Consider the following 23,891-nt stretch of genomic DNA (forward strand, 5'->3'; position numbering starts at 1 on the left):
AGTGGCAAGGCGTCCGCTACCTCAGCCTCAGCACCGCGTAGTATCCCGGCACCTCGTTCCGGCCCTCGTGCCCCGTCAGGGGATGGGTTTCAATGACCGCCGGACCGTCTTCGAGCAGCTCCCACACTGCGGGGGAAAGGACCCGCGCGCGTTCCTCCGGGCCAAAGTGGCCCGGCATGGGGAGCCCGCGGATGGCCCGCTCCAGGGGAGCAGGGATGCCGCGGGCGGTGGCACCCAAGTGGGACGCATACGAGACCGGGCCGCCCCGGAAGTTCGTTTCCACCAAAAACACAGCACCCCGGGAACCAGCCAGGATCCGCAGGTTTTCCACCAATGCCGCCTGGTCGTCACGGCGGAGCACATGAAGCACTCCGCGGATGAAGACGTTGGCGCCTGCCGCCTCAACCAGGCCAGCGCCCGCACCGGGCACTGTCATGTCGCGGACCTCGTAGGCGATGCTGCCTGAGCGCTCGTCCGGCGAAGCCTGCTCCGCCCGGGCGCGCTCCACAGCGTGGCGCGAAATGTCCACGCCGACAACTTCCGGAAACAACCCTGCCAGGGCCCGGGTGAAGCTGCCGTGCCCGCACCCCACGTCCACCACCGGGAGTTCGGGGTCGAAGTGCCGGAGCAGCACATCCTTGTAACCCAGGAATTCACGGTCCGTCCCGGAATCCCACAACACCTCGCCACCGCCCCCGGCCCCCGTGATCCCGGCCCAGTAGCGCTCCCAAGCCAGCGGCCGGTTCTTCGGGGCTGAGCTCGCCAGCCGTACCAGCCTGGGAGCCATCAGGTATTTCCGAACAGTGGACATAAACGGATTCATGCGGGTTCACCGTCCGCTTTCAGCCACGCCATGGCGTCCTCACGGGACGTGAAGAAGCGCGTGGGACAGGGCCGGTTCCCCAGGCCGAGGGCAAAATTCGCCATGATTTTGTCCACAGGCGACGATCCCAAGAGCGCGATCCGGGAAGCCTGGCACGGGCGCCCGAAGACCGCCCGGGCGCCGCGGCTCACCTTTTCCGTCGTGGCCATATCGACGAGCATGGGGTGCCGGTCCTGGCCGCAAAGCCGGTTGACGCGATCCATGGCCGCCTCGGCATCGTCTTCCGTAATGGTCGCATTCCGGGGCCACCGCAGCTGCAGGACACCGCCGTCGTCGAGGAAGAGAACCGGTTTTCCGCGATCTGTCCCTGGTTGCATCACTGCCCCTCCCCGCTCTTTCATGGAGCCTGAACGCGGCATCCCCCTACAATGTACTCAACTGGGAGGGAAGGGGGATCGTGGGGCCTGACATGCCTTCGGATGCACGGACGCCCCGCGCCGCTGTGGTGGCAGACCTTGACGCTGCCCGGTTGGCCATGCTCGTCCAGGCACTCCGCCGGGCGGGCTACACGGTCCGGACCGCCGGAGACGCAGGCGCCCTGGCAGCGCTGCTGGCCGCCGAGGTCCCCGACGTCGCCGTGGTGGATGCGCCGCTGGCCGGTTTTGACGCCGACGTCCCCGTCCTGGTCCTGGTCGACCTGGACAGCCATGAAGAGAGGGCCGCCCTTGAGCGCCCTGGCGTCCGGGACGGCATCGTTAAGCCGCCGTCGCCCAAGGAGCTGGTGCACCGCGCCGATGCGCTGGTCGGAATGTTGGCGCGCCGCCGGGCCGCGCGGCAGGAAACCGAAGCGTTGCGTGAGCGGCTGCGCGAGGTGTCGGCAGCTGTCCGGGGAACCAATGATCCGCAGGAGATCGCCGACCACGTGGTTGCCGGCTTCGGCGGCACCTTCCAGGCTGACCACGTCAGGCTGGCAACCTTCGAGGACCCGCGGGTTCCGCAGCTCACCGTGGACTGGACCCGGCCCGGCCTGGACCCCGTTCCGGATTCGATGTTTCCGGAGGAAGGCGAGGCCCGGCAGATTGCGGACCAGCTCTGGGCCGGAGCGGAGACGCTGCCGGCGTCCGGCCTTGTCCCGGGGGCCGCGGAAACCGCGGACGACGAGGCCCGGACAGCGCCGGCCGGTGCTGTCTCAACGCTGGCCGTTCCGCTGGGTGAGGGCAGTTCGTCACTGGGCATCGTCTGGATTACAGTGCTCGGCTGCCCGCGTTCCTGGTCCAGCACCGAACTCGGGCTGATCCAGCACGTGGCCGGAAACGCTGCCCACGGCCTCATCCAGAGCCACCTGATCAGCAGCCAGCAGCAGGTGGTCCGGCAGCTGCGCGAGCTGGACAAGGCCAAGACCGATTTCCTGGCCACCGTCAACCACGAACTGCGCACGCCGCTGACCTCGATCATCGCTTACCTGGACATGATCCAGGAAAGCGCCGAGGAGCCGGTGTCCGCCGAGGTGCACCAGATGCTGGACATCGTGGTCCGGAACACCGAACGGCTGCGGGCCCTGATGGAGGACATGCTGAGCGTCTCCCGCAACGGCCTGGACGACACTCTCATGCACCTGACCCCTGTGCGCCTGGGCCAGACCCTGGACCTCGTGGCCGCCGCACTCCGGCCCCTGGCCCAGCAGCAGAACGTCACCATCGCCCTGGAACCGGTCCCCGAAGACCCGGAGATCCTGGGGGACGAAGTCCAGCTCCAGCAGGTGTTCACCAACCTGGTCTCAAACGCCATCAAATTCACCCCCAGCGGCGGGCGGATCGAAGTGGGCAGCGAATCGCATGCCGCGCCGGACGGCACCCGCTGGGCAACCGTCAGCGTTGCTGACACCGGTATCGGGATTTCCAGCGAGGAGATCGACCACGTGTTCACCCGTTTCTACCGGGCATCCAACGCCATGGCCGGAGCCATCCCCGGCACCGGCCTGGGCCTGGCCATCACCAAGGACATCGTCGCCCGGCACGGCGGGCGCATCGACGTCGCCTCCACACTCGGCGCCGGCACCACCGTGACGGTGAGCCTGCCGCTGGATGCTGCCCGCAACCAGGCCAACTGAGAGGGCGGGAGGAGGAACCAGATGTTTGCCGACAACGACCCGCGGCTCTCCCATCTCCTGGAAGGCATCGTCAGGCTGGCCTCCGGGGACCTCAGCTCGCGCATCGAGGTTTCACCGGCGCGCGACGACCTCGACGCCATCATCATGGGCACGAATCTACTGGCCGAAGACCTCCAGATCATCTACGAGGAGCTGGAACAACGAGTCCAGGTGCGCACCCAGATGCTCCACGAGGCGCACCTGGAGATGCAAAAAATGGCCATGCAGGACCCGCTGACAGGGCTGGCCAACCGATCCGCCCTCCTCGAGGCACTCCGCTCCGCCATTGATGCGGACGCACCCGACGGCGAGGGGCCGGTGCTGCTCCTGATGGACCTTGACGGGTTCAAGGCCATCAACGACAGCCTGGGGCACAGTGCCGGAGACCAGGTCCTTGTGGCCGTGGGGGAACGGATGCGCACCGCCGTGCGCACCTCGGACGTGGTGGCGCGGCTGGGCGGGGACGAGTTCGCCATCGTCATGCCTGCAGCGTCCCCGGACCAGGCGGACATCGTGGCCCACCGGGTCCTCGCGGACGTGGGCGAACCCATCCAGGTCCCGGGGCGCGCCATCAGGTGCGGGGCAAGTATCGGCCTCAGCATCGGGGGCTCCGGCCAAAGCCCCGAGGACATGCTCATGGAGGCGGACGTGGCCATGTACGCCTCCAAGGCAGAGGGCCAGAACCGGCTCCATCGCTTCGAACCAGGAATGCTGCTTGTCCGGAGGCTCCGCAGCCAGCTCGTTGAGGACCTGCGAAACGCCATCCGGAATAACGGCCTGGAGCTGGTCTACCAGCCGGTGGTGGAGCTCAGCACCGGGCGGATCGAGGGCATGGAGGCCCTGGTCCGGTGGCACCACCCCGAGCGGGGAATGGTCATGCCGGACCAGTTCATTCCCGTGGCCGAAGAGGCGGGCCTCATTTCCGAGCTCGGCCTCTGGGTACTCCGGACTGCCGTGCACCAGCTTCGAAAATGGCAGGTGGCGTCGGTAGTGGACAGCCGTTTTTCCGTGCGGATCAACATCTCCGCCACGGACCTGCAGAGCCTGCAGTTTATCGAGGACGTCCGGGAGGTCCTGAAGGAAACCGGCGTGCTGCCCCGCCAGGTGGTCCTGGAGCTCACTGAGGCAGCGATTGTTCGCGGCAATGAGCTGGACCGCTACTCCCTCGGCGGGCTCCGGGGCCTGGGTGTCGGCCTGGAAATCGATGACTTCGGTACCGGCTACTCATCCATCAGCTACCTCCGCCGGCTCCCCGTGGACCGGGTCAAAGTGGACCGTTCACTGCTCGCCGGGCTCGGAAGCGACCCCACCCAGCCCGCCTTGGTGGGCGCGGTCCTGCAACTGGTTCGGGCCTGCGGGCTGGAAGCCGTGTGGGAAGGGGTGGAGACGGCCGAACAGGCCGGCATGCTCCGCGAACTCGGGTGCCTCAGCGCTCAGGGCTATTTCTTCAGCCGGCCGGTCCCGCCGGAACAGGTTCCCCAAGTGCTGGCGAGCCTGACGGAACGCGCCAACCAATAAAGCGAAGGCTACTGCGCTTTTAGCTGCGCCGATATACCATCAACTAACGGTGTCCGCTTTTATGGCCGCTAAATCAAGGCGTTTGCGGCACCATTTTTACAAAGGCGTTTACTTGGGAATCAAACGGCCACTGGGTCATTACTTCGTCAACTGGGGGCGTAGCTAATGTCGGTTCGGGTACAGGCATGGGGAATCATTGCCGGAGTCTTGGCGGATACTGATCCGTCCGGCGCCGGTGTGCGCCAGCGCCTCAGCAGAAGCCTCGAAGAGAACCCTGGAGTTCCCGAACGGGCGCTCCTGGAGTACCTCATGGAATCGCGCCGCGACGAACCGCGGTCCCGCCATGCGCCGGAGGTCGGCACAGCGCATCGAGCCCTTCCCGTCATTCCGCCCAAGCTGGCCGAACAGATGGACGCCATCCGGAGCATGTCCCGGATCAGCGCACTGCTGCAAAGCCGGATGCTGATGACGGCCTTCCAGCCGATTTACGGACTCAATGACAAATCCGTCGTGGGCGCCGAAGCCCTCTCCCGGTTTGTCAGCGACGACGGCGCGGCCGCGGAATTGTGGTTTGCCGAGGCGGCTTCCGTTGGGCTCGGGGCCAATCTTGAGTTCGCCGCACTGGGTTCGGCTGCCGCTGCGGCAAGGGACCTGCCCGAGCACCTGTACGTTTCCCTGAACATTTCCCCCATGTCTTGCATCGACCCGCGGCTGCCCGAATTGTTCGAGCACATCGACCTGCCGGTTAATCGGGTAGTGCTCGAATTGACCGAAGACATTTCGGACGCGGAATACCTGCAGTTCATGACGGCCATTAACCCTTTCCGCGAGAGGGGCCTGCGGATCGCCATCGATGACACCCAGCCCAGCGCCGGCGCGCTCAGCCGAATGATCCATTTGCAGCCCGACTTCCTGAAGGTGGGGCGCAACGTCATCAGCGGCGTGGACACGGATGAAGTCCAGCGCGCCCTTGCAGCCTGCCTGGTTGACTTCGCTGCGCAAGTGGGAACGTCCCTGGTGGCTGAAGGCATCGAAACGCCGGGCGAACTCAAGGCCCTGACCGAGCTGGGAATTCACGCCGGGCAGGGGTACCTCCTGGGCAGGCCGTCCGTGCGGCCGCAGGACTGGGCCGGCTGGAATACCCGGTTGGATCCGGACGGGCTGAAACGGCAGCTCGCGGCCGACGGATCCGGGATGAGGCCCGCCGGCGGAACTTCCTGAAAACCGGGGTGTCGGCGCCCGCCGTCCAGGCAGTCTTGCACTGGACTAAATGTAAGCCTGCTGATAATTCTGGAACTGCAAGGCAGTGCCACCGATGGTGGCCCCGCACGATGTCAGGAGGAACAGTCATGGGAATCGGCGACAACATCGGCAAGGCGGCGGAGAACGCGATGGAAGACCTCGCAGGGACATCGGACCCGGTGGAAAAGTCCAACGTTCCGGAGCCTACTGATCCTAACGATGACGTTGAAGTCCACTCCTCCATCAGCGAAGGTTCCAACGCCCTGGAGGCGGAGAAGCAAAAAGCACCGGGCCTGAAGACGGGCGCGGCGCCCGGTCCGGTCTCGGCGAGCCCGCAGGACCTGGACGCGGAAAGATCCGGCTCCGAACCGACTGAAGCCAGTGCGGAGGACGGGACCGGCGGCACCGGCGCGGCTGCGCCGGGCCCGGGACGCGTTGCGGGCCCAGGCGGCCTGCCCGAAGGCGATCCTGACGAGTTGCGTGCGGATCCTTCCGAGGGCGGTCAGGACCCGTCGGCCACCGCAACCGATTACCGCACCGGACCATCCGGCCATTGATTCCGCTCCATCAGCACGTCCCGCAGCAGGTCCGCCCGGTCGGTGACGATTCCGTCCACGCCGAGGTCCAGCAGCCGCCGCATCTCGCCCGGGTCGTTGATGGTCCAGCAGTGGACCACCAGGCCCAGGGAGTGCGCCCGGCGGATGAAACCGGGCGTGGCCACACGGACCGGACCGTACCGGACGGGAACCTGGAGGGCATGGACGTCGTGCAGGATCCGCGGCATCACCCGGCGGAACACCGGCGCGGGAAGTGCAGGCCCCAGCAGCGTAAAGACGGCGCTCAGCCCTAACCCGGCAGACGAGGCGACCGGCCGGCTCAGGCGTTTCAGGACCGCCCTGCGCCGGCGGTCCGAGAAGCTGGTGACCAGGACCCGGTGGTGCGCCTGGCGGCGTTCGATGACTGCCGCTACTGCCACGACGGAATTCCAGTCCTTCACGTCCAGGTTAAGCAAGGCCTCCGGCAGCTCCAGAAGAAGGGCGTCCAGCCGCGGAACCTGCTCCGTGCCGCCAATCCGGGCCTCCGCCACCTGTTCCGCAGTCAGGCCGGAGATCCTGCCCGGGCTGCCGGTCACGCGCTCGAGGGTGCTGTCGTGGAAAAGGTGCGGGACGCCGTCGGACGTGGTGTGCACGTCCGTTTCCAGGTAGCGGTAGCCGAGTTCGACGGCGGCGCGGAACGCGGCCATGGAGTTTTCCAGCCCTTCGCGCGAGAACCCTCGGTGCGCCAGGGCGGCCGGATGGTCCTCAAAAAATGGCAGGCTCACCCCGTGAGCGTACCGGAGTTTCAGGCGTCGCCGGGACGGATGTCCACGCTGTCGCTGCAGTGCAGAAGCGTGCGGCCCGCACCGTCGTCCAGGTTGACCCAGACGGCCTCGTGGTTCGCCGTCACTGCGTCCACGATTCCGCCGGTTTCGAAGCCCGGAGCGAGCTCCACACGGACCCGGTCGCCCTGCCGGAGCTTTTTCCAGTGCGGCGCCGGCGATACCTTCCGCACGGGCCCGTCCACCATGTGGCGTTTTGCGGTTCTGCCCATCATTACCCCCTCATCGGTTTCCCTACTCCAAAGTAGGGAGCCAAGATGAACGCCGGGTGAGCGCCAGCTGACAGCCGGCTTATAGCGGGCCTATAGCCGGACGCCCAGGGCTGCGAGCCGTTCCTCGAGGACCTGGGCGACGCCGTCCTGATCGAAGTGCGGTGCCTGCCGGCCCGCGGCTCGGATCGCCGCGGGGTGGCCGCTGGCCATGGCATACCCGTGGCCGGCCCAGCGGAGCATCTCGATGTCGTTGGGCATGTCGCCGAAAGCCACCACGTCGGCTGCCCCGATCCCCAGGGACGCTGCGTACCCGGCCAGCGTGACCGCCTTGTTGACGCCGGGGACGGCCAGCTCCAGCATCGCCAGGTTGGGGGCGGAATGGGTGGCGGACGCCAGATGCGCGACGGCGGGGCGAACCTGCGCCAGGAAGTCATCGGCGGTGCCCTCCCGGACAATGGCCAGGAACTTGGCCACGGCTTCGCCGGCGGCGAGCGTCGCGGCAAGCGGGGCGGGTGTGAACTCGCCCAGCAGTTCGCTGGAGCCGTTCTCGATGAAGCCGGGCTCCAGGTGGAAGCCGTCCAGGGTTTCCGCGGCGAACAGGGCTGCGGGCCGTAGCTGCTTGATGATCCGGCGCAGTTCCAGCACGGCGTCGGTGGTCAGGGTGCGGGCGGAGACGAGCTTGTCCGCTTCCAGGTCCCATACCACGGCTCCGTTGGAACAGATCACCCTGCCGGTATGGCCCAGCTGCTCCTCGAGCGGGTGGAGCCAGCGCGGCGGCCTGCCGGTGACGAAGACGAGCTCGATGCCCGCATCCCGGCAGGCGTGGAACGCGCGGACGGTGCGGGCGCTGATTTTCCCGTCGTGACCCAGGATTGTTCCGTCGATATCGCTTGCTACCAGCCGCATCCTGCCAGTCTACGGGGCGTCAGCGGACGTAGCTGAGGACTCCCATCATCCCGCTGGCCGCGTGGTAGGCGTTGTGGCAGTGGTACAGCCACTGGCCGGGGTTGTCGGCGTCGAACAGCACGGACACCGCGCTCCCGGGCCGCACGATCACGGTGTCCTTCCGGGCGCCCGACTCCCCGATCTGGAAGGTGTGCCCGTGCAGGTGCATGGGGTGCCACATCATGCTTGGGTTGATGAAGTCCAGCTGCACGCGGTCCCCCTGCCGGACGGCGAGCGCACCGTCGTAGGGGGAGTCCAGAGCGAAGCGGCGGCCGTTGATCCCCCAGTTGTAGCCCATCATCGAACCGGTCAGGCGCACGGCGTGGCGCACGGTCACGGGTTTGCGCGGCAGGCGGACGGACGGCGCGGAGGTGAGGCGGCCGCCGTCGAACACTTCCCCGTTGATCCGGGAGGGCAGGGCGGCGGGAACCGGCTCCTGGCCGGTTCCGGCGCGGATGCGCCCCAGCGCCAGGCCGGTCTTGCCCTCGGGGAGGGCCATCAGCGGGGTCCAGCCGGCGGGGACGGTCAGGAGGGCGTCGATCCGCTCGCCCATGCCGAGCACGACGGCGTCCGCTTCCTTGGGCTCCACGGGGAAGCCATCGGTGTGGGTCACCGTCAGCCGGACGCCCGGGGCGCCTACCCGGTAGGCGGTGTCTCCGGCGGCGTTGATGATCCGCAGGCGGACCCGGTCCCCGGGCTTTGCGGCAAGGATGTCCGGATCCGCAGGGGCCCGGCCGTTGAACAGGTGGAGCGGATACCGCACATCTCCGGCGTCGCCGCCGAGGAACGGGCTCGCCGGGCCCATGGCCATGTGCCCGCCCTGCATCATGGAGCCCCTGCCCTGGCTGAGCTCGGCGAGGACCTCTTCGGGGGTGCCGGTGACGCCGTCCAGCCAATCGTCCAGGAGGATGACCCACTCATGGTCGTAGTCCTTGGCCTCGTCCGGATCGTCCACGATGAGGGCGCCGTAGAGGGCGCGTTCGCGCTGGAGTTCCATGTGGGAGTGGTACCAGTAGGTTCCCGGGTGGGCGAGGCGGAAGCCATAGTTAAAGCTGGAGCCCGCGGCCGTGGCCTCCTGGGTGAGCTTCTCCACGCCGTCCTGGCTGTTGGCCAGGGCCAGGCCGTGCCAGTGGACGCTGGTGGGTTCGGGCAGGCGGTTGCGCAGGGTCACTTCCAGGCGGTCGCCCACGGAGCCGCGCAGCAGCGGGCCGTTCATGGCGCCGTCGTAGCCCCAGGTGGATAGCTTCCCGCCGCCCAATACTGCCGCGCCCAGGTCCGCAGTGAATGGGGCGGCGGTGAGCGTGCCCTTGACCGTCCGGCCGCTGGACGGGCGCGCGTCCTCCGCGGCGCGGGCCGCTGCGTCGTCGGCGAGGATGCGCTGGCCGCCGGACCGGCCGGAGGGCGTGCACCCTGCAAGGAGCGCGGCGGAGGCGGCTGCGATGGAGAGTCCCAGGAAGTCCCGGCGCTGGAGGACGACCGGCGATGTGCAGGCGTTCATGGCACTTACATCGTCGGTGGTTTCCGGTTCCCGGGGCAGTGCCATTGGTCCCGAACGCGCGCTTCGACGGCAGGCTCCGGACCGGCAAGGACGGCAGCAGCACCCTCCAACTGAACGGCAGCTGAACGCAGACGGACGGGCATCCCTTCGCCGTTGGGATTTGCGAGGGATGCCCGTGCCTGGGTGCCGCCGAAACCGGATCCTATGAGCCGGCGCGTACCCCTGACGCAGCACCATGTTCTGCCAGCGGGTCGCGGTACTCATTGGCCACGTCCGCGGTGAACGGTGTGGCGGCTGCGGCGGCATGCCCGTCGAGGACGCCCGTCCGGTGCCGAAGCTTCAGGCGGTACATCAGGACGCCGGCCACGGTAACAGCGGTGACAAACAGGACGCCGCCCCACTGCAGGTACCACTCAAACGGCGGCACTGAGTTGTAGATCTCCGGGCGCGGCCAGATGAGGTTCAGTGTCATGGCCCCGCCCCACGCGACGGCGAGGATATTCACGGGCAGGCCCCACTTGCCCATGCTGAAACCGGCCTCCGCGCCGTCGCGCAGCGGCCACTTCCCTGCCAGGCGGTTGCGGAGCAGGGGGACGGTGACCAGCAGGTAGGAGAGGTAGATCAGCACGATGCTGATGCTCGAGAGAATGGTGAAGATCGCGGGCTGGGAAACGTTGACGATCAGGGGGGTGATGGCGATGATGCCGATCACGATGGCGGCAACGGTGGGAGTCTTTCGGACCGGATGGACCTTGCCCAGCTGCCGGCTGAACGGCAGGTTGTTGTCCCGTGCCATGGCGAACATCATCCGGATGGCGGCGGCATGCACGGCCAGCGTGCAAACCATGATGGCCACTACGATGCACACAAGGAATGCCTTGCCGAAGGGGCCGCCCAGCACGGAGAGCACGATGTACTGCAGGCCGCCGTCGGCCGAGCCAAGCTTGGGGTCGGACAGGTCGGGAGCCGCGAGGAGGCCGGTGAGCAGGATCAGCCCGCCCAGCACGAAGGACGCGGTGACGGCCCGCAGGATTGCCCTGGGTGCCGTGCGCTTGGGATCCTTCGTCTCCTCGCCAAGGGAGCTCGCGGTATCAAAGCCGTACATCACGTAACCGGATGCCATGGCGCCGATGATGAACACTCCGAAGAAGCCCAGCGGATGGTCCTCTCCGAAGCCCGTGGTTTCAAAGAGGACGCCGGGCCCGCGAAGCATGTGCCAGCCGAGGGCGAGGATGAGCAACACGGCGGCAGCGAGCTCCACGAACACGCCCACACTGTTGATTTTGGTCATGAGTTTCACGCCGAAGGCGTTGATGAGGGTGGAGACGGCGATCATGATGCTTGCCAGCAGGACACCGTTGAGCGCGTAATCATAGGTTCCGGTGCCGTCCCCGATGATCTGGAAACCGGACCAGATCTGCGGCAGGGTCAGCTGCAGCGCAAGCGCCACGGCCCCCAGCGCGACGATGGAGGAAATCAGCAGCAACCACCCCGCGAGCCAGGCGAAGGTGCCGGAGGAGAGCCTTTTGGCCCAGTTGTACACCGATCCGGCCACAGGGTAGCGGCCTGCCAGCTCTGCGAAGCACAAGGCAACCATCAGCTGCCCGGCGAAGACCAGCGGCCACGACCAGGCATAGGCGGGGCCGGCCATGGCGTAGCCGAAGTAGAACAGCTGGAAGACGCCGGTGAGGATGGAGATGTAACTGACCCCGGCTGCGAAGCTGGCGAACTTGCCGATGCTCCGGTCCAGGGTCTGGGCATAGCCGAACTCGGCCATGCCGCTTGAATCAGTACTCTTGCTGGGTGCCAACATCCGAACTCCTAAGTCTAAAAAGCACGATGGTGATGACCCGCGGCCGCCATTGGACGCGGGTTGTGTAGCTGGCCGGCTGCTGCAGTGCGCGGCACGGCCTGTTCCCCCGGTTAGATTGCCTCGTTGGCTGCGCCCTCCCCCGTTTCCCCCGGGGCCGGAGCCGCGCCGAACCAGCCGCTGGGCGCGGGCCGGATGTTCTGCCAGATGTGTTTCGCCTCGCGGTACTCGTTGAGGCCCGCGCTGCCGAGCTCCCGGCCGATGCCGGACTTCCCGAAGCCGCCCCATTCCGCCTGCGGGACGTACGGGTGATAGTCGTTGATCCATACTGTTCCGTGCCGCAGGGCACCCGCAACACGCTGCGCCTTGGACGCATCCGACGTCCAGACAGCGCCCGCCAGCCCGTACTCCGTGTCGTTGGCGATGGCCACGGCCTCGTCCTCGGACCGGAACGTCTCGACCGTCAGCACCGGGCCGAAGGACTCCTCCCGCAGCACACTCATGCCTGAGCGGCAGTTGCCGAGCACCGTGGGCGGGTAGAAGAAGCCGTCCGCGAGCGGTCCGTCGTCCGGGATATAACCGCCGCACAACAGCTCGGCGCCCTCCGCGATGCCGGCCTGGACATAGGCGTGGACCTGGTCCCGGTGCCTGGCGGAGATGAGCGGGCCCGTCTCGGCGTCGGGATCGAAGGGGCCGCCCATCCGGATCTTTTGCGCCCGCTCCACAACCTCGGCCACGAACCGCTCTGCGATCGACTCTTCGACGACGAGCCGAGCCCCTGCCGAGCAGACCTGGCCGGAGTGCAGGAAGACGGCGGTCAGGGCGTTGTCGACGGCGGCGTCCCAGTCCGCGTCCGCGAAGACGACGTTGGGGTTCTTTCCGCCGAGCTCGAAGGCGACGCGCTTCACCGTCTCCGCGGCGGCGGCCATAATGGTCTGGCCGGTGGCCAGGCTGCCGGTCAGGGAGACGAGGTCGACGCGCGGGTCGGAGCTGAGCGGGCCGCCCACCTTCGACCCGCTTCCGGTCACCAGGTTTGCGGTGCCGGCGGGAACCCCGGCTTCCGCAAGGGTCTCCATGAGCAGGATGGCGGTGGACGGCGTGAGCTCGCTGGGCTTGAGCACGAACGAGTTTCCCGCGACGAGCGCCGGGGCCACCTTCCAGGCGGCCTGCAGGAGCGGGTAGTTCCAGGGTGCGATGAGGGCACAGACGCCCAGCGGCTCGTACACCACACGGCTGATGGCGTTCGGGCGGCCGGTGTCGATCACCCGGCCGGCGTCGAGGCCGGCAACCTTTCCGTAATAGCGGAAGCAGGCGGCGATGTCGTCGATGTCGTATTCGGCTTCGACAAGGCGCTTGCCGGTGTCGAGCGCCTCGGCCCGGGCATAGGCGGCCTTGTCCCGCTCCAGCAGTTCGGCCACGCGAAGCATGACCGCCCCGCGTTCAAGGTCGGTGAGCCGCCGCCAGGGCCCGCCGTCGAACGCTGCACGTGCACTGGCGATGGCCCGCTCCGCGTCCTCCGGCGTCGACTTGGCGACTACTGCCACCCCGCTGCCGTCCGCGGGACAGCGCACAACTGTTGTGCCGCCGTCGGACGCCTGCTGCCAGGCGCCGTCGATGTACAGGCCTTTCACAGTGTCCTGCTCCTGCCCGGCGTGGTGTGCCTGCTCAATCGTGGCGGTCACGGTTGCTCCTTCTTCTGTGCGTCAGTCATCGTCAGGCCCGTGCCGCCGCGGCTGTTCCGCTGCCTGCGGCAGGGCGCTCCAGCGGGCTGATGCCGTGCCGGTAGAACTCCGCGTGCTGCGGCGCCAGGGGTGCCTTGCCGGCGATCAGGTCGGCGGCCTTTTCGGCGAGCATCATCACGGGGGCGTAGATGTTGCCGTTGGTGACGTAGGGCATGGCCGAGGCGTCCACCACGCGGAGGCCGCGGGTGCCGTGCACGGTCATGTCCAGGGGGTTCACCACGGCCATCGGGTCGGAGTCCGGGCCCATCTTGGCGGTGCAGGACGGGTGCAGCGCCGTCTCGGCATCGCGGGCAACCCAGTCCAGGATCTCGGCGTCGGTCTGCACCGCACGGCCGGGCGAGAGCTCGCCGCCGTTGAAGGGGCTCATGGCGGACTGGCCCAGGATGTCGCGGGCCACGTGGATGGCCTCGACCCATTCACGGCGGTCCTGGTCGGTGGACAGGTAGTTGAACACCATGGACGGGTGCACGGTGGGGTCGGTGGACTTGATCTTGAGCGTGCCGCGGGCATCCGAGTACATAGGGCCGATGTGCACCTGGTAGCCGTGCTTCGCGTCCGCCTTCTGCCCGTCGTAGCGGACCGCCACCGGGAGGAAGTGGAACATCAGGTTCGGGTACGCCACGTCCTCGTTGGAGCGGACGAAGCCGCCGCCCTCGAAGTGGTTGGTGGCGGCCGGACCCTTCCGCCCAAGCAGCCACTGCATGCCGATCCAGGGCATGCGCCACACGTCCAGGGCCGGCTGCATGGACACCGGCCGGGTGCAGGCGTGCTGGATGTAGACCTCCAGGTGGTCCTGCAGGTTTTGTCCAACGCCGGGCAGGTTGGCCACGGAGTTGATGCCCAGGGAGTTCAGGTGGGCTGCGTCGCCGACGCCGGAGAGCTGGAGCAGCTGCGGGGTGTTGATGGCGCCGCCGGCCAGGATCACCTCCCCCGCGTTCACCTGGTGGGTCTTGCCGTTGCGGCGGTAGGTGACGCCGGTGGCCACGTTGCCCGTGAAGTTGATCTTGGTGGCCAGTGCCCGGGTCAGGACGGTCAGGTTGTTCCGGCCGAAATTGGGCCGCAGGTGGGCGCGCGACGCCGAGAGCCGCTGCCCCTTGTGCACGTTGCGGTCAAAGGCCGCGAAGCCTTCCTGGCGGTAGCCGTTGACGTCGTCCGTCAGCGGGTAGCCGGCTTCCTGCGCGGCTTTGAAGAACGCCTGGAAGAGCGGGTTCGCGGCCGGGCCGCGTTCCAGGACCAGCGGGCCGTCATGCCCGCGGAGTTCATCGTCCGGGTCGGCGGCGAGCGCGTTTTCCATCCGGTTGAAGTACGGCAGGCAGTGCGCGAAGTCCCAGGTTTCCATGCCGGGATCGGCACCCCAGCGCTCGTAATCGAGGGGGTTGCCGCGCTGGAAGATCATGCCGTTGATGGAGCTCGAGCCGCCCAGGACCTTGCCGCGCGCATGTGCCACGCGGCGGCCGCCCATGTGGGGCTCGGGGTCCGACTCGTAGCGCCAGTCGTAGAGCGGGTTGCCGCTGGGGAACGTGAGCGCGGCGGGCATCTGGATGAAGAGGTCCCAAGGGTAGTCGCTCCGCCCGGCCTCGAGGACCAGGACGCTGGCCCGGCCGCCGTCGCTCAGCCGGTTGGCGAGCACGGAACCCGCGCTTCCGCCGCCGACGATGACGTAGTCGTAGCTGGTTTTTGTCATGCTCCGGAACTGTGTGGCGTAGGTCATACCGATGGACAGTAGTCCACCTTGAACAAGTGTTCAATAGCTGGACTGAACGAGCGTTCAAAGTTTTTCTTTATTACCCCAAACGGTGCTGTGAGGCTTCTGCCGGCACTCCCCTGCGCACCCGGCTATTCGGCGAAGGCGATTTCCTCGGTCCGGGCGATGCTCCTCTGGATTGACGCCTGATCCACGCCAAGCAGCGCTGTGAGCCACATTCCGTTCTGCACCACCACGATGTCGGCCGCGCGCTCCCGGCAGTCGTCGCCGGACAGCATGGGCTTCGCATGACCAATCAGGGCCGCCAGTCCCGCCAGGTAACGGTCGAACGCCTCAGCGTTGATCAGGGCAAAGTCCTCATGCGCCTGGGCGAGCGCCCACAGATGCAGGCGCAGGGAGAGGTGCTGCGTGGTGAGGAACTGCGGATCCGCAACGCTCCGGAGCGCCCTTCGCAGCTGCTCATCGGGCGGCGATGCGGGGTCGGGGGCGACCAGCCTGAAGTCGCGCTCGTCGATCTGCCGCAGGGCGGCCTTGATCAGGCTCGACTTGTCTTCGAAGTAGTAATTCACCAGTCCCAGCGCCACCCCGGCCTCGCGGGCCACGGCGCGCATGCTTACGCCTGAGATGCCGTGGCGGGACAGCAGGTCCAGCGCGGCTTCGAGTATGCGGGCCTGCCGGTCAAGCTGTTCTCCGGAGTTCACTGTCGTTGTGTCCACCCGGCCAGACTATGGGCAAACCCTGCGGGGTGCACCTTGGGGCGCCGGCCGGATGGTGCTTCTAGTGCACCTGGCCGGCACCGGCCTCTACAACCAGCACACCGGCCGAAATGAGCAGGATGCCGCCGGCCATCACGGGCGTCAGGGGCTCCTTGAACAAGATCCGGCTGGCCACCGCCGTCAGGGCCACACCGCAGGCCACCCAGATGCCGTAGCCCACGCCAAGCGGCATCCCGGCGGCAAGCGCAAGGCTCAGGAAAGTGAAGGCCCCGAGGTATCCGGAGAGAATGGGAATGAGCCAGAGTTTCTTTTTCAAACCCTCGGAAGCACGCAGCGACATAGTGGCCGCAACTTCGGTGAGGATGGCAAGGCCGAGAAAGACCCATGTCATGCCGGGCCCTCCCGTTCCGCCGCCCTGCGGGCCCTCTGCGAGCCGGCCTCGACGGTGATTACGCCAGCCAGGATGAGGGCTATGCCGAACCCCATGAGCCCGGTGAGCGGCTCGTCGAAAATGCCTGCCGAGAGCAGGGCGGTGGCGGCGACTCCACCGGCGCCCCACGCACCGTACGCCACGCTGATGGTCATGCCAAGGCGCAGGCAGACAGCCAGCAGGGAGAAGGCCGCGGCGTATCCGGCCACCACCAGGACATACCAGGCAGGCGCTTCCAGGGCTGCCTTCAGTGCAAGGGTGGCGCTGACCTCAGTGATGATTGCGCCGCCGAGGCTGAGCCATTGCCTCACTCCGCACCCGCTTCCCCGACCAGGCCGAGGATGTGGCCGAGGATGGCCGCGCGGTCAGCTTCGTCTGGCGCGGCCACACCACTTGCCTGGGCGGCCCATAATCCGTCCGCCGCCAGCCGGGCTGTCATGAGGCGGGCCCGCAGGCCAGGCGGAGTGCCCTCGGGAATCGACAGCCATGGGTCCAGGTGCCGGGCCCAGGCTTCCTGCAGCTCGGGCCTGTACGCCGAGTGGAACCACAGCGCCCACTCCGCGCGCATGTTCTGCCCTTCGGCTGCGGCGTGGATGTAGGAACGGTACCGCTGCTTGACGGTCGCATCGCCCCCGCCAAGCAGCGCGGCCATCCTGCGCTCCAGCTGGCAGGCGGCGTATTGCACGAGGGCGGCCATCAGTGCGTCCCGGTTTGGGAAGTGGTACATCAGCCCGGGCTTGGTCACCCCTGCCTCCGAGGCCACAGCGTCCAAAGTGATGGCGGCCCCCTGGCTTCGGGCGGCCACCCGCAAACCTGCTTCGAGGATCTGGGGCCGCTGGTTCTCACGCACCTCCAAACTTTACCATCCGGAAGGTAAAGTTTTCCTGGCGGGGCAGGTCGGATCGCGCGCCGATAAGCTGATACCCATGCCCCACCCCAGCTTTCGCCTGCGCGCCGCCGGTAGCGCGGCAGCCGCCGTCGTCCTTGCCGTCTCCCTCGCCGCCTGCGCTCCCGGGGCCGCGCCCGGGAGCGCAACAACGTCCGCTGCGCAGTCCGCGCTGCCCAGTGCGCACGTCCACGGGCTGGGCGTGGGCGCGGACGGCAAGGTCCTGCTGGCCACACACGATGGCCTGTTCGATGTCACGAAAGATCCGGCAGTGAAGGTTGGCCCCACCATCGACCTCATGGGGTTCACCGCCGCCAAGGACCAGGACACCTTTTATGCGTCCGGCCATCCCGGCCACGGGTCCACGCTTCCCAACCCGGTGGGGCTGATCCGCAGCACAGACGGCGGCGCCACCTGGGAGGAAGTCTCGCGGCAAGGCGAGTCAGATTTCCACACGTTGACCACCACCAAGTCCGGGATCGTCGCCTTCGACGGCACGCTCCGGACCAGCAGGGACGGCGTCACCTGGGACACGGTGGCCGCGGCATTTGCGCCCGCAGCCCTGGCCGGGCACCCCGAGTCCGACACCGTCCTGGCCACCACGGAAGAAGGCGTTCAGCGTTCCACGGACGGCGGCAGGACCTGGGCGCTGGAGGAGGGCGGACCAGTGGTCCAGTTCGCCTCGTTCGCCGGCCCCCTGGACGCCGTGGGGGTGGAGCCCTCCGGCGCCGTGCACATCTCGTCCGACGGCGGCGCCACCTGGACACCCAAGGGACAGTTGGAGGGGCGCACCATGGCTGTCGCCGCCACGGGTTCCGGCGACAGCCTGCGCATCTGGGCTGCGACGTCGGCCGGGGTTTTCGTATCGGACGACGGCGGCAGCTCCTTCCGGCCCCACGGCGGGTAGGCGCTACTCCACCGGGGCGGCGTTCATCTCCTCGCGCGTGGGCGGGTTGGCGCCAGGCCGGGAGACGGTGACGGCGGCGGCGCGGGCGGCGTGGGCGAGCAGTTCGGCGAGAGTCTCAGCAGGCATTTCGCGCAGGTCCTCACGGTTCTGGGCGCCGTCCAGCCCGCGGTCCACCAGCCCGGACAGCAGCGCCGCCATGAACGAATCCCCCGCGCCCACGGTGTCCGCCACCTGCACCCGCGGCGCCGCAGCGTGCGCTTCCCCTGCCGCGGTGATGCCCCACGGGCCTGCGGCTCCGCGCGTCACCACCACCATGGCCGGCCCTTCCGAGCCACCCAGCTTCAGCCAGCGGCGGGCAGATTCCAGCGGATCCTGGCCCGGGTACAGCCACTCCAGGTCCTCGTCCGAGGCTTTCACCACGTCCGCCAGGGTGACGAACTTTTCCGCCTGCCGCCGCGCATAGTCCACATCCGTGATGATGCTGGGCCGGCAGTTCGGGTCAAAGCTTATGGTGGCGTGCGGATGGGCATATTCGACGGCGGCAAGCACCTCTTTGGCGCCCGGCGCCAGCATCGTCGCGATGGATCCGGTGTGCAGCAGGGTGGTGCCCTGCAGCATGAAGGCGAGCCGCTCGGGAAGGCCGGGAAGCTCCCAGGTGAGGTCGAACGTGTAGGTGGCGGCGCCGTCGTCATCGATCAGGGCAGTGGCCACGCTGGTAGGAAGGTCATCGGCGCCCAGCGGAAGCATCACGGAGCTGGAGCGCAGGTGCGCGGCAACGGAATCGCCGTACGCGTCCCGGCCGTATCGGCCAATGAACTGCACGGGGTGGTCCAGACGGGCCAGGCCGACGGCAACATTGAGCGGGCTGCCGCCCACGTGGGCTTCGATTCCGGACGCGCGCTGGACCACGTCAACAAGGCCTTCGCCGATAACTGTGAGCATGGACATACTCTGCCAGAATTCCGTTTCCGGGGCTTAGGTTAAGAGCTCCCGGACCAGCTCCCGGCACGTCCGGTAAGCCTCCGCCGAAGGGTCGATCAGCGCGAAGTGGTCCCCCGGGACGGTAACCAGCCGCGCGGGGACGCCGGCTGCTCCGCTCGCGGCGACGTAGGTGGCAGACAGCGCGGGCGGCACGTCGGCGTCGTCCTCCGCATGGACGGCAACCACGGGGATGTCCAACGGCAGCGCCGCCATGGGGTCGGCGCTGCGGTGCCGCTCCGGAACGGCCGACGACGGCCCGCCCAGCAGGTTGGCCACGGCACCGTCGCTGAGGTTCAGTTCCTCGGCGAGGGCCAGGTTGAGCACGCCGGACTGGCTGACCACCCCGGTGAGGCGGACGCCGCCGGACGCCTGCTGCCCGGCCGCCCACACGGCGAGGTGCCCTCCGGCGGAGTGGCCCAGCGCCACCACCCGGCTCAGGTCCAGCACATGCTTCTCCGCGAGGTCCCGGAGCTTGCCGATGCCCGCCAGGATGTCCTGGAACGTGGCGGGCCAGCCGCCACCGTTGCCCGCGCGCCGGTATTCCAGGTTCCACGCGGTGATACCGCTGCGGGCCAAATCCAGTGCGAGCGGTTCGCCGAGCTCCGCGCCGTAGCGGGAGCGCCAGTAGCCGCCGTGGATGACGACGGCGACACCCCCGGGGCGCGGGCCGCTGTCCTCGGCCAGCCCGGGCAGGAAGAGTTCGCCCCATTGGCTGGGATCAGCACCGTAGCTGTACCGGTGGCGCTGGACTGGGGTTGCGGTGATGGGGTCCTCCCTGGCTAAGTGACAGAGCCCCTCCATTCCATCACCGAGGGCAGGACGGGTGGCGGCGGCCAACCGGCCTGTCTCAAATGAACTTTATTCATTTTGAGCTTGCCTCGTGCTGCCGCTCGGTTGATACTAAATGAACGTCCTTCATTTAGTGACGGCCGTCTCATGCAACATTCGCGACGGTTGCGTCCCACGGCACCCCTTGGCAGCAAACTGCTGTTTCATGGAGCTGTGCCGATACCCAGAAAGGGAGCGACATGACCCAAAGCATCCGCACCAACTCCGGCGGCAACGGAGCCGCCGTGGCCGCAGCGCCGCACGGCATTAGTCCGAAAGGACTGAAAGGCGGGCAACTCGGCCTTCTAGCCGTCGTCGTCATTGGAATCTCCACGATCGCCCCGGCGTATACGCTGACGAGCGCGCTGGGCCCCACCATCAATGAAGCCGGACTCCAACTGCCCGTCATCTTCCTCATCGGGTTCATCCCGATGATCCTGGTATCCCTGGCCTACCGCGAGCTCAATGCCGACTCGCCGGACAGCGGCACCACCTTCACCTGGGTCACCAAGGCGTTCGGTCCGTGGGTGGGATGGATGGGCGGGTGGGGCCTGCTCGCCGCGAACATCATTGTGCTGTCCAATCTTGCAGCGGTGGCCGTGGACTTCTTCTATCTCTTCCTGGCCCAACTCACGGGCGCACCGGGGCTGGCGGACCTTGCGGCAAACAAGCCCCTCAACATCGCCACGTGCTTCGTCTTCGTGGCGCTGGCCGCCTGGGTGAGCTACCGGGGGCTGCACGCCACCAAGGTGGTGCAGTACGGACTTGTGGGCTTCCAGTTGCTGGCGCTCGGGATGTTCGTCGCCATGGCTTTCGCCAACTGGTCCTCGTCCGCGACATCGATCCCGTTCAGCTGGGAATGGTTCGACGTTACAAGGATCGAGACGTTCGGCCAGGTCGCCGCCGGCATCTCGCTGTCCATCTTCGTGTACTGGGGCTGGGACGTGTGCCTGACCGTAAATGAGGAAACCGCCAACGGGAAGAAGACGGCCGGCATCGCCGGAACCCTTACCGCCGTCGTTGTCCTCGGCATCTATCTGCTGGTCAGCATCGCCACCATGATGTTCGCCGGCGTGGGCACCGAGGGCCTGGGCCTGAACAACGAGGAAAACCACGCGAATATCTTCACGGCGCTGGCGTCGCCCATCATGGGTCCGTTCGCCATCCTGATGTCCCTGGCCGTATTGTCCAGTTCGGCCGCCTCCCTGCAGTCCACGTTCACCTCTCCGTCCCGCAGCCTGCTCGCCATGGCGCACTACGGCGCCCTGCCCGCGCCGTTCAACCGCCTTAGCAGGTTCGCGACGCCGGGCTTCGCCACCGTCGCGGCCGGCCTCCTTTCCGCCGGCTTCTACGCCGTGATGCATGTGGTCAGCGAAAACGTCCTCAATGACACAATCCTTGCCCTCGGCCTGATGATCTGCTTCTACTACGGCCTCACGGCATTCGCCTGCGCCTGGTACTTCCGCAACAGCGTTTTCAGCAGCATCCGCAACTTCGTGTTCCGGCTGGCATGCCCGTTGCTGGGCGGTACCGGCCTGCTGGTGGTATTCCTGCAGACGGCGGTGGACAGCCTTGCGCCGGAATTCGGCAGCGGATCGGAACTGTTCGGTGTCGGGCTCGTCTTCGTCCTGGGCGTCGGCATCCTGGTCCTCGGAGCCGTCTTCATGGTCATCATGTCCCGGCTGCGGCCCGGATTCTTCAGCGGCGAGACCCTGCGGCAGGACACTCCCGCCCTGGTGGTTCCGGAGTGGACCAGACCCACGGCATAAAACGGGCCCCGTCCGGAGATTTTCCGGACGGGGCCCGTTTGCCGTTCAGGTACAGCCGGAATCCGGCTAGATGCCTGCCGAAACTGCCGCCATCGCGTCAGCCGAAGCTCCTGCAACAGCGGAAATCCTTGCGGCGGTCAGCGTGCCCATCCGGATGGCGCCGTCCACGTGCTGGTAGCCCTCGGCGGCAAGGTCCGAGGAACACCAATAGATGGGACCCACCGGTGCCAGCTGGTCCTTGCCATACCGGTGGAGACCACCCAGGTCGTAACTGGATGCGTAGGCTCCCCGCGTCCATTCCTCGGAGGCCCAGTCCGATTCGTAGTACACCTCCGGGTCAAGGGCCCTCGGGCCCAGGAAGGCCGCAATGGACTCAAGGATGGCCCGCTTGCGGCCTTCGGCATCCAACTCGAAGACGGCGTCGGCCTTTTCATCCGAAACGAAACCCACCAGCGTTCCGCGCGGATCCCCCTGGTTGGTGTTGTCGTACACCTCCTGGACCAGCGATCCGGCGCCGAAGCAGGTACCGGAAAGTCCAGCCTCCCGCCAGAACGGCGTGCCGTAGACCGCATGCACCTTGATCACCAGACCGAGCGACTGGTGCTGGTGCATCTGGTGCTGGCGGCGCGGCAGCGGCGGGTCGAAGGATACGCGGGAGTACAGGTTCGGCGGCACGGCCATGATGACAAAGCGCGCATTGACGGTGGCGCGGTCGGACATGACGGTGACGCCGGCGCCGGCACTCCCACCCCACTTGATGGTGCGGACGGGACTGTCGAGGACGACGTCGTCCCCCAACTCCTCGGCCTGCAGCAGCGAGACCTGCTGCATCCCGCCCACCACGCGCCGGTCCAGGATGAAATCCTCGTCCGTGAGGTGGCTGAATGAGCCCGCCGACGCGGCCATGAGCACGGCCTGCAGGGCGGAGAAGGAGTGCGCCGGTTTGGTCAGCATGCCGCCGGCAACGAAAAGGCCGATGTTGTTGCACGCCTCCTCGCTGTCCGATTGCGCACGCAGCCACTGGTGGAAGGAGATGGTGTCCAGTTCGCGGGCTTTGGGATGGGCCCATGGCTCTGCCGCGCCAATTTCGGCGGCCAGGGCATCCAGCAGCCCGGTCAGCCGTGCCATTTCGACGGCGGTGGCCGGGTCCACGGGGAAGGTATCACCGGAATAGCGCACGGGGATTCCATCCGCGCCGATGTACACCGATTCACCTTGGCGGTAACGGGGATAGGTTTCCAGCCCCAGTTCCTGAAGAAGCTCCAGGAGCGCCGTCTGGTCCGGCGAAACCCACTGGCCGCCGATTTCCAGCACTGCTCCGTCCACGGTGTCGGTCCAGGTCCGGCCCCCGACGCGGTCGCGCGCCTCCAGCACGGCGACCGTAAGGCCGGCCCGCCTCAGCTGGCGCGCGGCTGTCAGCCCCGACGGCCCCGCTCCGACGACCACGACGTCTCGGTTCAGGTTCAGCATGATGTCCTCTCTGCAGCCCACACAGCGTGGGGTCCAAGTCGATGAACGACTAAATGAATGACGTTCATTATTTAGCCTAGCCGCTTCCTGGCCCGGCGGGAAGGCAGCGGATGGAATAATGCAGGAACCACCACAGAAAGGGCCGTGATGCCTGCAGTACCCGCTGCCCAAGGACGCTCAACCGCCGGCCCGGGCGTCGGAAGACGGCGCGCCGGACGGCCCTCTGCGGCAGTCCTGGGCAAAGCCGGAATTACGGCGGCAGCACTGAAACTCGTCAAGCGCAAGGGATACGACGGACTCACCATGGCCGCCTTGGCCAGGGAACTGGACGTGGCCCCGTCCGCCCTCTACAACCACGTGGCCGCCAAACGTGACGTCCTCCTTCTCGTCGAGGACCACCTCGCGTCACTGGTGGATGTTTCCCGGTTCGGCGCGGCGCCCTGGGATGAAGCCGTGCGCCACTGGGCCTGGAGCTACCGCAATGTTTTTGCGGAGCACACCCCGTTGATTCCGGTGATCGCAGTCCTGCCCGTCACCGACGCGCCGCAGACGCTGGCCATGTACGAAACCGTCACCAGGGGATTCACCGAAGCAGGGTTCCCCGAGGAGAGGATCGTGCCGTCGATCGTTGCCCTGGAGTCCTTTATATTCGGCTCCGCGTATGACGCGACCGCCCCGGAAGACATCTTCGATTCGGGCTCCATGGCCGAATCCACCCCGCACTTCACCTCGGCGGTACGCAGCGCTGCCCGGTCAGGCGGGAAGCCTGCGGACGCCGCCTTCACCCTGGGTCTTGAGTCGCTGATCTCCGGGCTGGCGGCCCTCCTGCCGGAATAGCCGGCACGTCAAGGCCAACCGGCCCCGCCCAAGGAAGACCTTGCA

General features: G+C 67.4%; 23 protein-coding genes. 7 read left to right on the forward strand and 16 right to left on the reverse strand.

The genetic code is table 11. The annotated features are described in order from the left end of the window. Window positions 1-16: 16 nt before the first annotated feature. Together ACIQCM_RS11375 and ACIQCM_RS11380 are read right to left on the reverse strand one after the other, a co-directional pair. Window positions 17-811 carry a class I SAM-dependent methyltransferase gene (locus ACIQCM_RS11375; RefSeq protein WP_400607793.1) on the reverse strand — a complete coding sequence of 265 codons (795 nt, stop codon included), beginning with the start codon at window positions 809-811 and terminating at the stop codon, window positions 17-19. A gap of 8 nt (window positions 812-819) precedes the next feature. Then, window positions 820-1,200, reverse strand: coding sequence for an STAS/SEC14 domain-containing protein (locus ACIQCM_RS11380; RefSeq protein ID WP_400607794.1), 381 nt, complete (start codon window positions 1,198-1,200; stop codon window positions 820-822). A 92-nt stretch (window positions 1,201-1,292) separates the two neighbouring features. On the opposite strand from ACIQCM_RS11380, the gene ACIQCM_RS11385 reads away from it, so the two are divergent. From ACIQCM_RS11385 to ACIQCM_RS11400, 4 genes are all read left to right on the forward strand, one after another. Beyond that, entirely contained in the window at window positions 1,293-2,933 is a 1,641-nt protein-coding gene (locus ACIQCM_RS11385; protein WP_400607795.1) for an ATP-binding protein, read from the forward strand. Between the two features lie 21 nt (window positions 2,934-2,954). Next, entirely contained in the window at window positions 2,955-4,490 is a 1,536-nt protein-coding gene (locus ACIQCM_RS11390; protein WP_400607796.1) for a putative bifunctional diguanylate cyclase/phosphodiesterase, read from the forward strand. A gap of 165 nt (window positions 4,491-4,655) precedes the next feature. Beyond that, window positions 4,656-5,711, forward strand: a complete 1,056-nt coding sequence (locus ACIQCM_RS11395) for an EAL domain-containing protein (RefSeq protein ID WP_400607797.1) — start codon at window positions 4,656-4,658, stop codon at window positions 5,709-5,711. A gap of 128 nt (window positions 5,712-5,839) precedes the next feature. Then, window positions 5,840-6,289, forward strand: coding sequence for a hypothetical protein (locus tag ACIQCM_RS11400; RefSeq protein WP_400607800.1), 450 nt, complete (start codon window positions 5,840-5,842; stop codon window positions 6,287-6,289). Here the strand turns inward: ACIQCM_RS11400 and ACIQCM_RS11405 are convergent. The 11 genes from ACIQCM_RS11405 to ACIQCM_RS11455 all read right to left on the reverse strand — a co-directional run bounded on the left by ACIQCM_RS11405 (window position 6,262) and on the right by ACIQCM_RS11455 (window position 17,018). Next, window positions 6,262-7,053 (reverse strand): glycerophosphodiester phosphodiesterase family protein, encoded by a 792-nt coding sequence (locus ACIQCM_RS11405; RefSeq protein ID WP_400607802.1) that lies wholly within the window; start codon window positions 7,051-7,053, stop codon window positions 6,262-6,264. The two genes, ACIQCM_RS11400 and ACIQCM_RS11405, sit on opposite strands and share 28 nt — an antisense overlap. A gap of 20 nt (window positions 7,054-7,073) precedes the next feature. After that, window positions 7,074-7,322, reverse strand: coding sequence for a hypothetical protein (locus ACIQCM_RS11410; protein WP_400607898.1), 249 nt, complete (start codon window positions 7,320-7,322; stop codon window positions 7,074-7,076). A gap of 90 nt (window positions 7,323-7,412) precedes the next feature. Further along, window positions 7,413-8,228 (reverse strand): HAD family hydrolase, encoded by an 816-nt coding sequence (locus ACIQCM_RS11415; protein WP_400607804.1) that lies wholly within the window; start codon window positions 8,226-8,228, stop codon window positions 7,413-7,415. Window positions 8,229-8,247: 19 nt separating this feature from the next. Further along, on the reverse strand, window positions 8,248-9,810 hold the full coding sequence (locus ACIQCM_RS11420) for a multicopper oxidase family protein (RefSeq protein WP_400607807.1): 1,563 nt from the start codon (window positions 9,808-9,810) through the stop codon (window positions 8,248-8,250). Window positions 9,811-9,967: 157 nt separating this feature from the next. Continuing rightward, entirely contained in the window at window positions 9,968-11,578 is a 1,611-nt protein-coding gene (locus ACIQCM_RS11425; RefSeq protein ID WP_400607809.1) for an APC family permease, read from the reverse strand. Between the two features lie 110 nt (window positions 11,579-11,688). Further along, window positions 11,689-13,257 (reverse strand): aldehyde dehydrogenase family protein, encoded by a 1,569-nt coding sequence (locus tag ACIQCM_RS11430; protein ID WP_400607811.1) that lies wholly within the window; start codon window positions 13,255-13,257, stop codon window positions 11,689-11,691. A gap of 31 nt (window positions 13,258-13,288) precedes the next feature. Beyond that, the gene (gene betA / locus ACIQCM_RS11435; RefSeq protein ID WP_400607813.1) at window positions 13,289-15,001 is read right to left on the reverse strand and encodes a choline dehydrogenase; all 1,713 of its coding nucleotides are present in this window, start codon (window positions 14,999-15,001) and stop codon (window positions 13,289-13,291) included. 152 nt (window positions 15,002-15,153) lie between these two features. Continuing rightward, entirely contained in the window at window positions 15,154-15,738 is a 585-nt protein-coding gene (locus ACIQCM_RS11440; RefSeq protein ID WP_400607815.1) for a TetR/AcrR family transcriptional regulator, read from the reverse strand. A gap of 61 nt (window positions 15,739-15,799) precedes the next feature. Then, on the reverse strand, window positions 15,800-16,129 hold the full coding sequence (locus tag ACIQCM_RS11445; RefSeq protein ID WP_400607818.1) for a DMT family transporter: 330 nt from the start codon (window positions 16,127-16,129) through the stop codon (window positions 15,800-15,802). Next, a complete protein-coding gene (locus ACIQCM_RS11450; RefSeq protein WP_400607820.1) occupies window positions 16,126-16,479 on the reverse strand; it encodes a DMT family transporter in 354 nt (117 codons plus the stop codon). Before ACIQCM_RS11450 ends, ACIQCM_RS11445 begins: the two co-directional genes overlap by 4 nt. Then, a complete protein-coding gene (locus ACIQCM_RS11455; protein WP_400607822.1) occupies window positions 16,476-17,018 on the reverse strand; it encodes a TetR/AcrR family transcriptional regulator in 543 nt (180 codons plus the stop codon). Before ACIQCM_RS11455 ends, ACIQCM_RS11450 begins: the two co-directional genes overlap by 4 nt. A 76-nt stretch (window positions 17,019-17,094) precedes the next feature. On the opposite strand from ACIQCM_RS11455, the gene ACIQCM_RS11460 reads away from it, so the two are divergent. Continuing rightward, a complete protein-coding gene (locus ACIQCM_RS11460) occupies window positions 17,095-17,961 on the forward strand; it encodes a F510_1955 family glycosylhydrolase (RefSeq protein ID WP_400607824.1) in 867 nt (288 codons plus the stop codon). A gap of 3 nt (window positions 17,962-17,964) precedes the next feature. Here ACIQCM_RS11460 and ACIQCM_RS11465 read toward each other — a convergent pair whose 3' ends face one another. Together ACIQCM_RS11465 and ACIQCM_RS11470 are read right to left on the reverse strand one after the other, a co-directional pair. Beyond that, window positions 17,965-18,903 carry a carbohydrate kinase gene (locus ACIQCM_RS11465; protein WP_400607826.1) on the reverse strand — a complete coding sequence of 313 codons (939 nt, stop codon included), beginning with the start codon at window positions 18,901-18,903 and terminating at the stop codon, window positions 17,965-17,967. 33 nt (window positions 18,904-18,936) lie between these two features. After that, window positions 18,937-19,743 carry an alpha/beta hydrolase gene (locus ACIQCM_RS11470; protein WP_400607901.1) on the reverse strand — a complete coding sequence of 269 codons (807 nt, stop codon included), beginning with the start codon at window positions 19,741-19,743 and terminating at the stop codon, window positions 18,937-18,939. A 227-nt stretch (window positions 19,744-19,970) separates the two neighbouring features. Between ACIQCM_RS11470 and ACIQCM_RS11475 the strand changes: the two genes are divergently transcribed. Next, window positions 19,971-21,539, forward strand: a complete 1,569-nt coding sequence (locus ACIQCM_RS11475; protein ID WP_400607828.1) for an APC family permease — start codon at window positions 19,971-19,973, stop codon at window positions 21,537-21,539. Between the two features lie 66 nt (window positions 21,540-21,605). Here ACIQCM_RS11475 and ACIQCM_RS11480 read toward each other — a convergent pair whose 3' ends face one another. After that, entirely contained in the window at window positions 21,606-23,009 is a 1,404-nt protein-coding gene (locus ACIQCM_RS11480) for a flavin monoamine oxidase family protein (RefSeq protein ID WP_400607830.1), read from the reverse strand. A gap of 147 nt (window positions 23,010-23,156) precedes the next feature. On the opposite strand from ACIQCM_RS11480, the gene ACIQCM_RS11485 reads away from it, so the two are divergent. Further along, window positions 23,157-23,846, forward strand: coding sequence for a TetR/AcrR family transcriptional regulator (locus ACIQCM_RS11485; RefSeq protein WP_400607833.1), 690 nt, complete (start codon window positions 23,157-23,159; stop codon window positions 23,844-23,846). The last annotated feature ends 45 nt before the right edge of the window (window positions 23,847-23,891 follow it).

The organism is Pseudarthrobacter sp. NPDC092439 (assembly GCF_044754945.1).
Taxonomy (GTDB): Bacteria; Actinomycetota; Actinomycetes; order Actinomycetales; family Micrococcaceae; genus Arthrobacter.

Excerpts from the sequence above, each read along its gene's own strand:
- betA (WP_400607813.1), bottom strand. The coding sequence starts at position 15,001 with ATGACAAAAACCAGCTACGACTACGTCATCGTCGGCGGCGGAAGCGCG.
- ACIQCM_RS11380 (WP_400607794.1), bottom strand. The coding sequence starts at position 1,200 with ATGCAACCAGGGACAGATCGCGGAAAACCGGTTCTCTTCCTCGACGAC.
- ACIQCM_RS11395 (WP_400607797.1), top strand. The coding sequence starts at position 4,656 with ATGTCGGTTCGGGTACAGGCATGGGGAATCATTGCCGGAGTCTTGGCG.
- ACIQCM_RS11465 (WP_400607826.1), bottom strand. The coding sequence starts at position 18,903 with ATGCTCACAGTTATCGGCGAAGGCCTTGTTGACGTGGTCCAGCGCGCG.
- ACIQCM_RS11470 (WP_400607901.1), bottom strand. The coding sequence starts at position 19,743 with ATGGAGGGGCTCTGTCACTTAGCCAGGGAGGACCCCATCACCGCAACC.
- ACIQCM_RS11410 (WP_400607898.1), bottom strand. The coding sequence starts at position 7,322 with ATGGGCAGAACCGCAAAACGCCACATGGTGGACGGGCCCGTGCGGAAG.
- ACIQCM_RS11415 (WP_400607804.1), bottom strand. The coding sequence starts at position 8,228 with ATGCGGCTGGTAGCAAGCGATATCGACGGAACAATCCTGGGTCACGAC.
- ACIQCM_RS11480 (WP_400607830.1), bottom strand. The coding sequence starts at position 23,009 with ATGCTGAACCTGAACCGAGACGTCGTGGTCGTCGGAGCGGGGCCGTCG.
- ACIQCM_RS11390 (WP_400607796.1), top strand. The coding sequence starts at position 2,955 with ATGTTTGCCGACAACGACCCGCGGCTCTCCCATCTCCTGGAAGGCATC.
- ACIQCM_RS11385 (WP_400607795.1), top strand. The coding sequence starts at position 1,293 with ATGCCTTCGGATGCACGGACGCCCCGCGCCGCTGTGGTGGCAGACCTT.
- ACIQCM_RS11485 (WP_400607833.1), top strand. The coding sequence starts at position 23,157 with ATGCCTGCAGTACCCGCTGCCCAAGGACGCTCAACCGCCGGCCCGGGC.
- ACIQCM_RS11420 (WP_400607807.1), bottom strand. The coding sequence starts at position 9,810 with ATGGCACTGCCCCGGGAACCGGAAACCACCGACGATGTAAGTGCCATG.
- ACIQCM_RS11475 (WP_400607828.1), top strand. The coding sequence starts at position 19,971 with ATGACCCAAAGCATCCGCACCAACTCCGGCGGCAACGGAGCCGCCGTG.
- ACIQCM_RS11445 (WP_400607818.1), bottom strand. The coding sequence starts at position 16,129 with ATGACATGGGTCTTTCTCGGCCTTGCCATCCTCACCGAAGTTGCGGCC.
- ACIQCM_RS11425 (WP_400607809.1), bottom strand. The coding sequence starts at position 11,578 with ATGTTGGCACCCAGCAAGAGTACTGATTCAAGCGGCATGGCCGAGTTC.
- ACIQCM_RS11400 (WP_400607800.1), top strand. The coding sequence starts at position 5,840 with ATGGGAATCGGCGACAACATCGGCAAGGCGGCGGAGAACGCGATGGAA.
- ACIQCM_RS11375 (WP_400607793.1), bottom strand. The coding sequence starts at position 811 with ATGTCCACTGTTCGGAAATACCTGATGGCTCCCAGGCTGGTACGGCTG.
- ACIQCM_RS11460 (WP_400607824.1), top strand. The coding sequence starts at position 17,095 with ATGCCCCACCCCAGCTTTCGCCTGCGCGCCGCCGGTAGCGCGGCAGCC.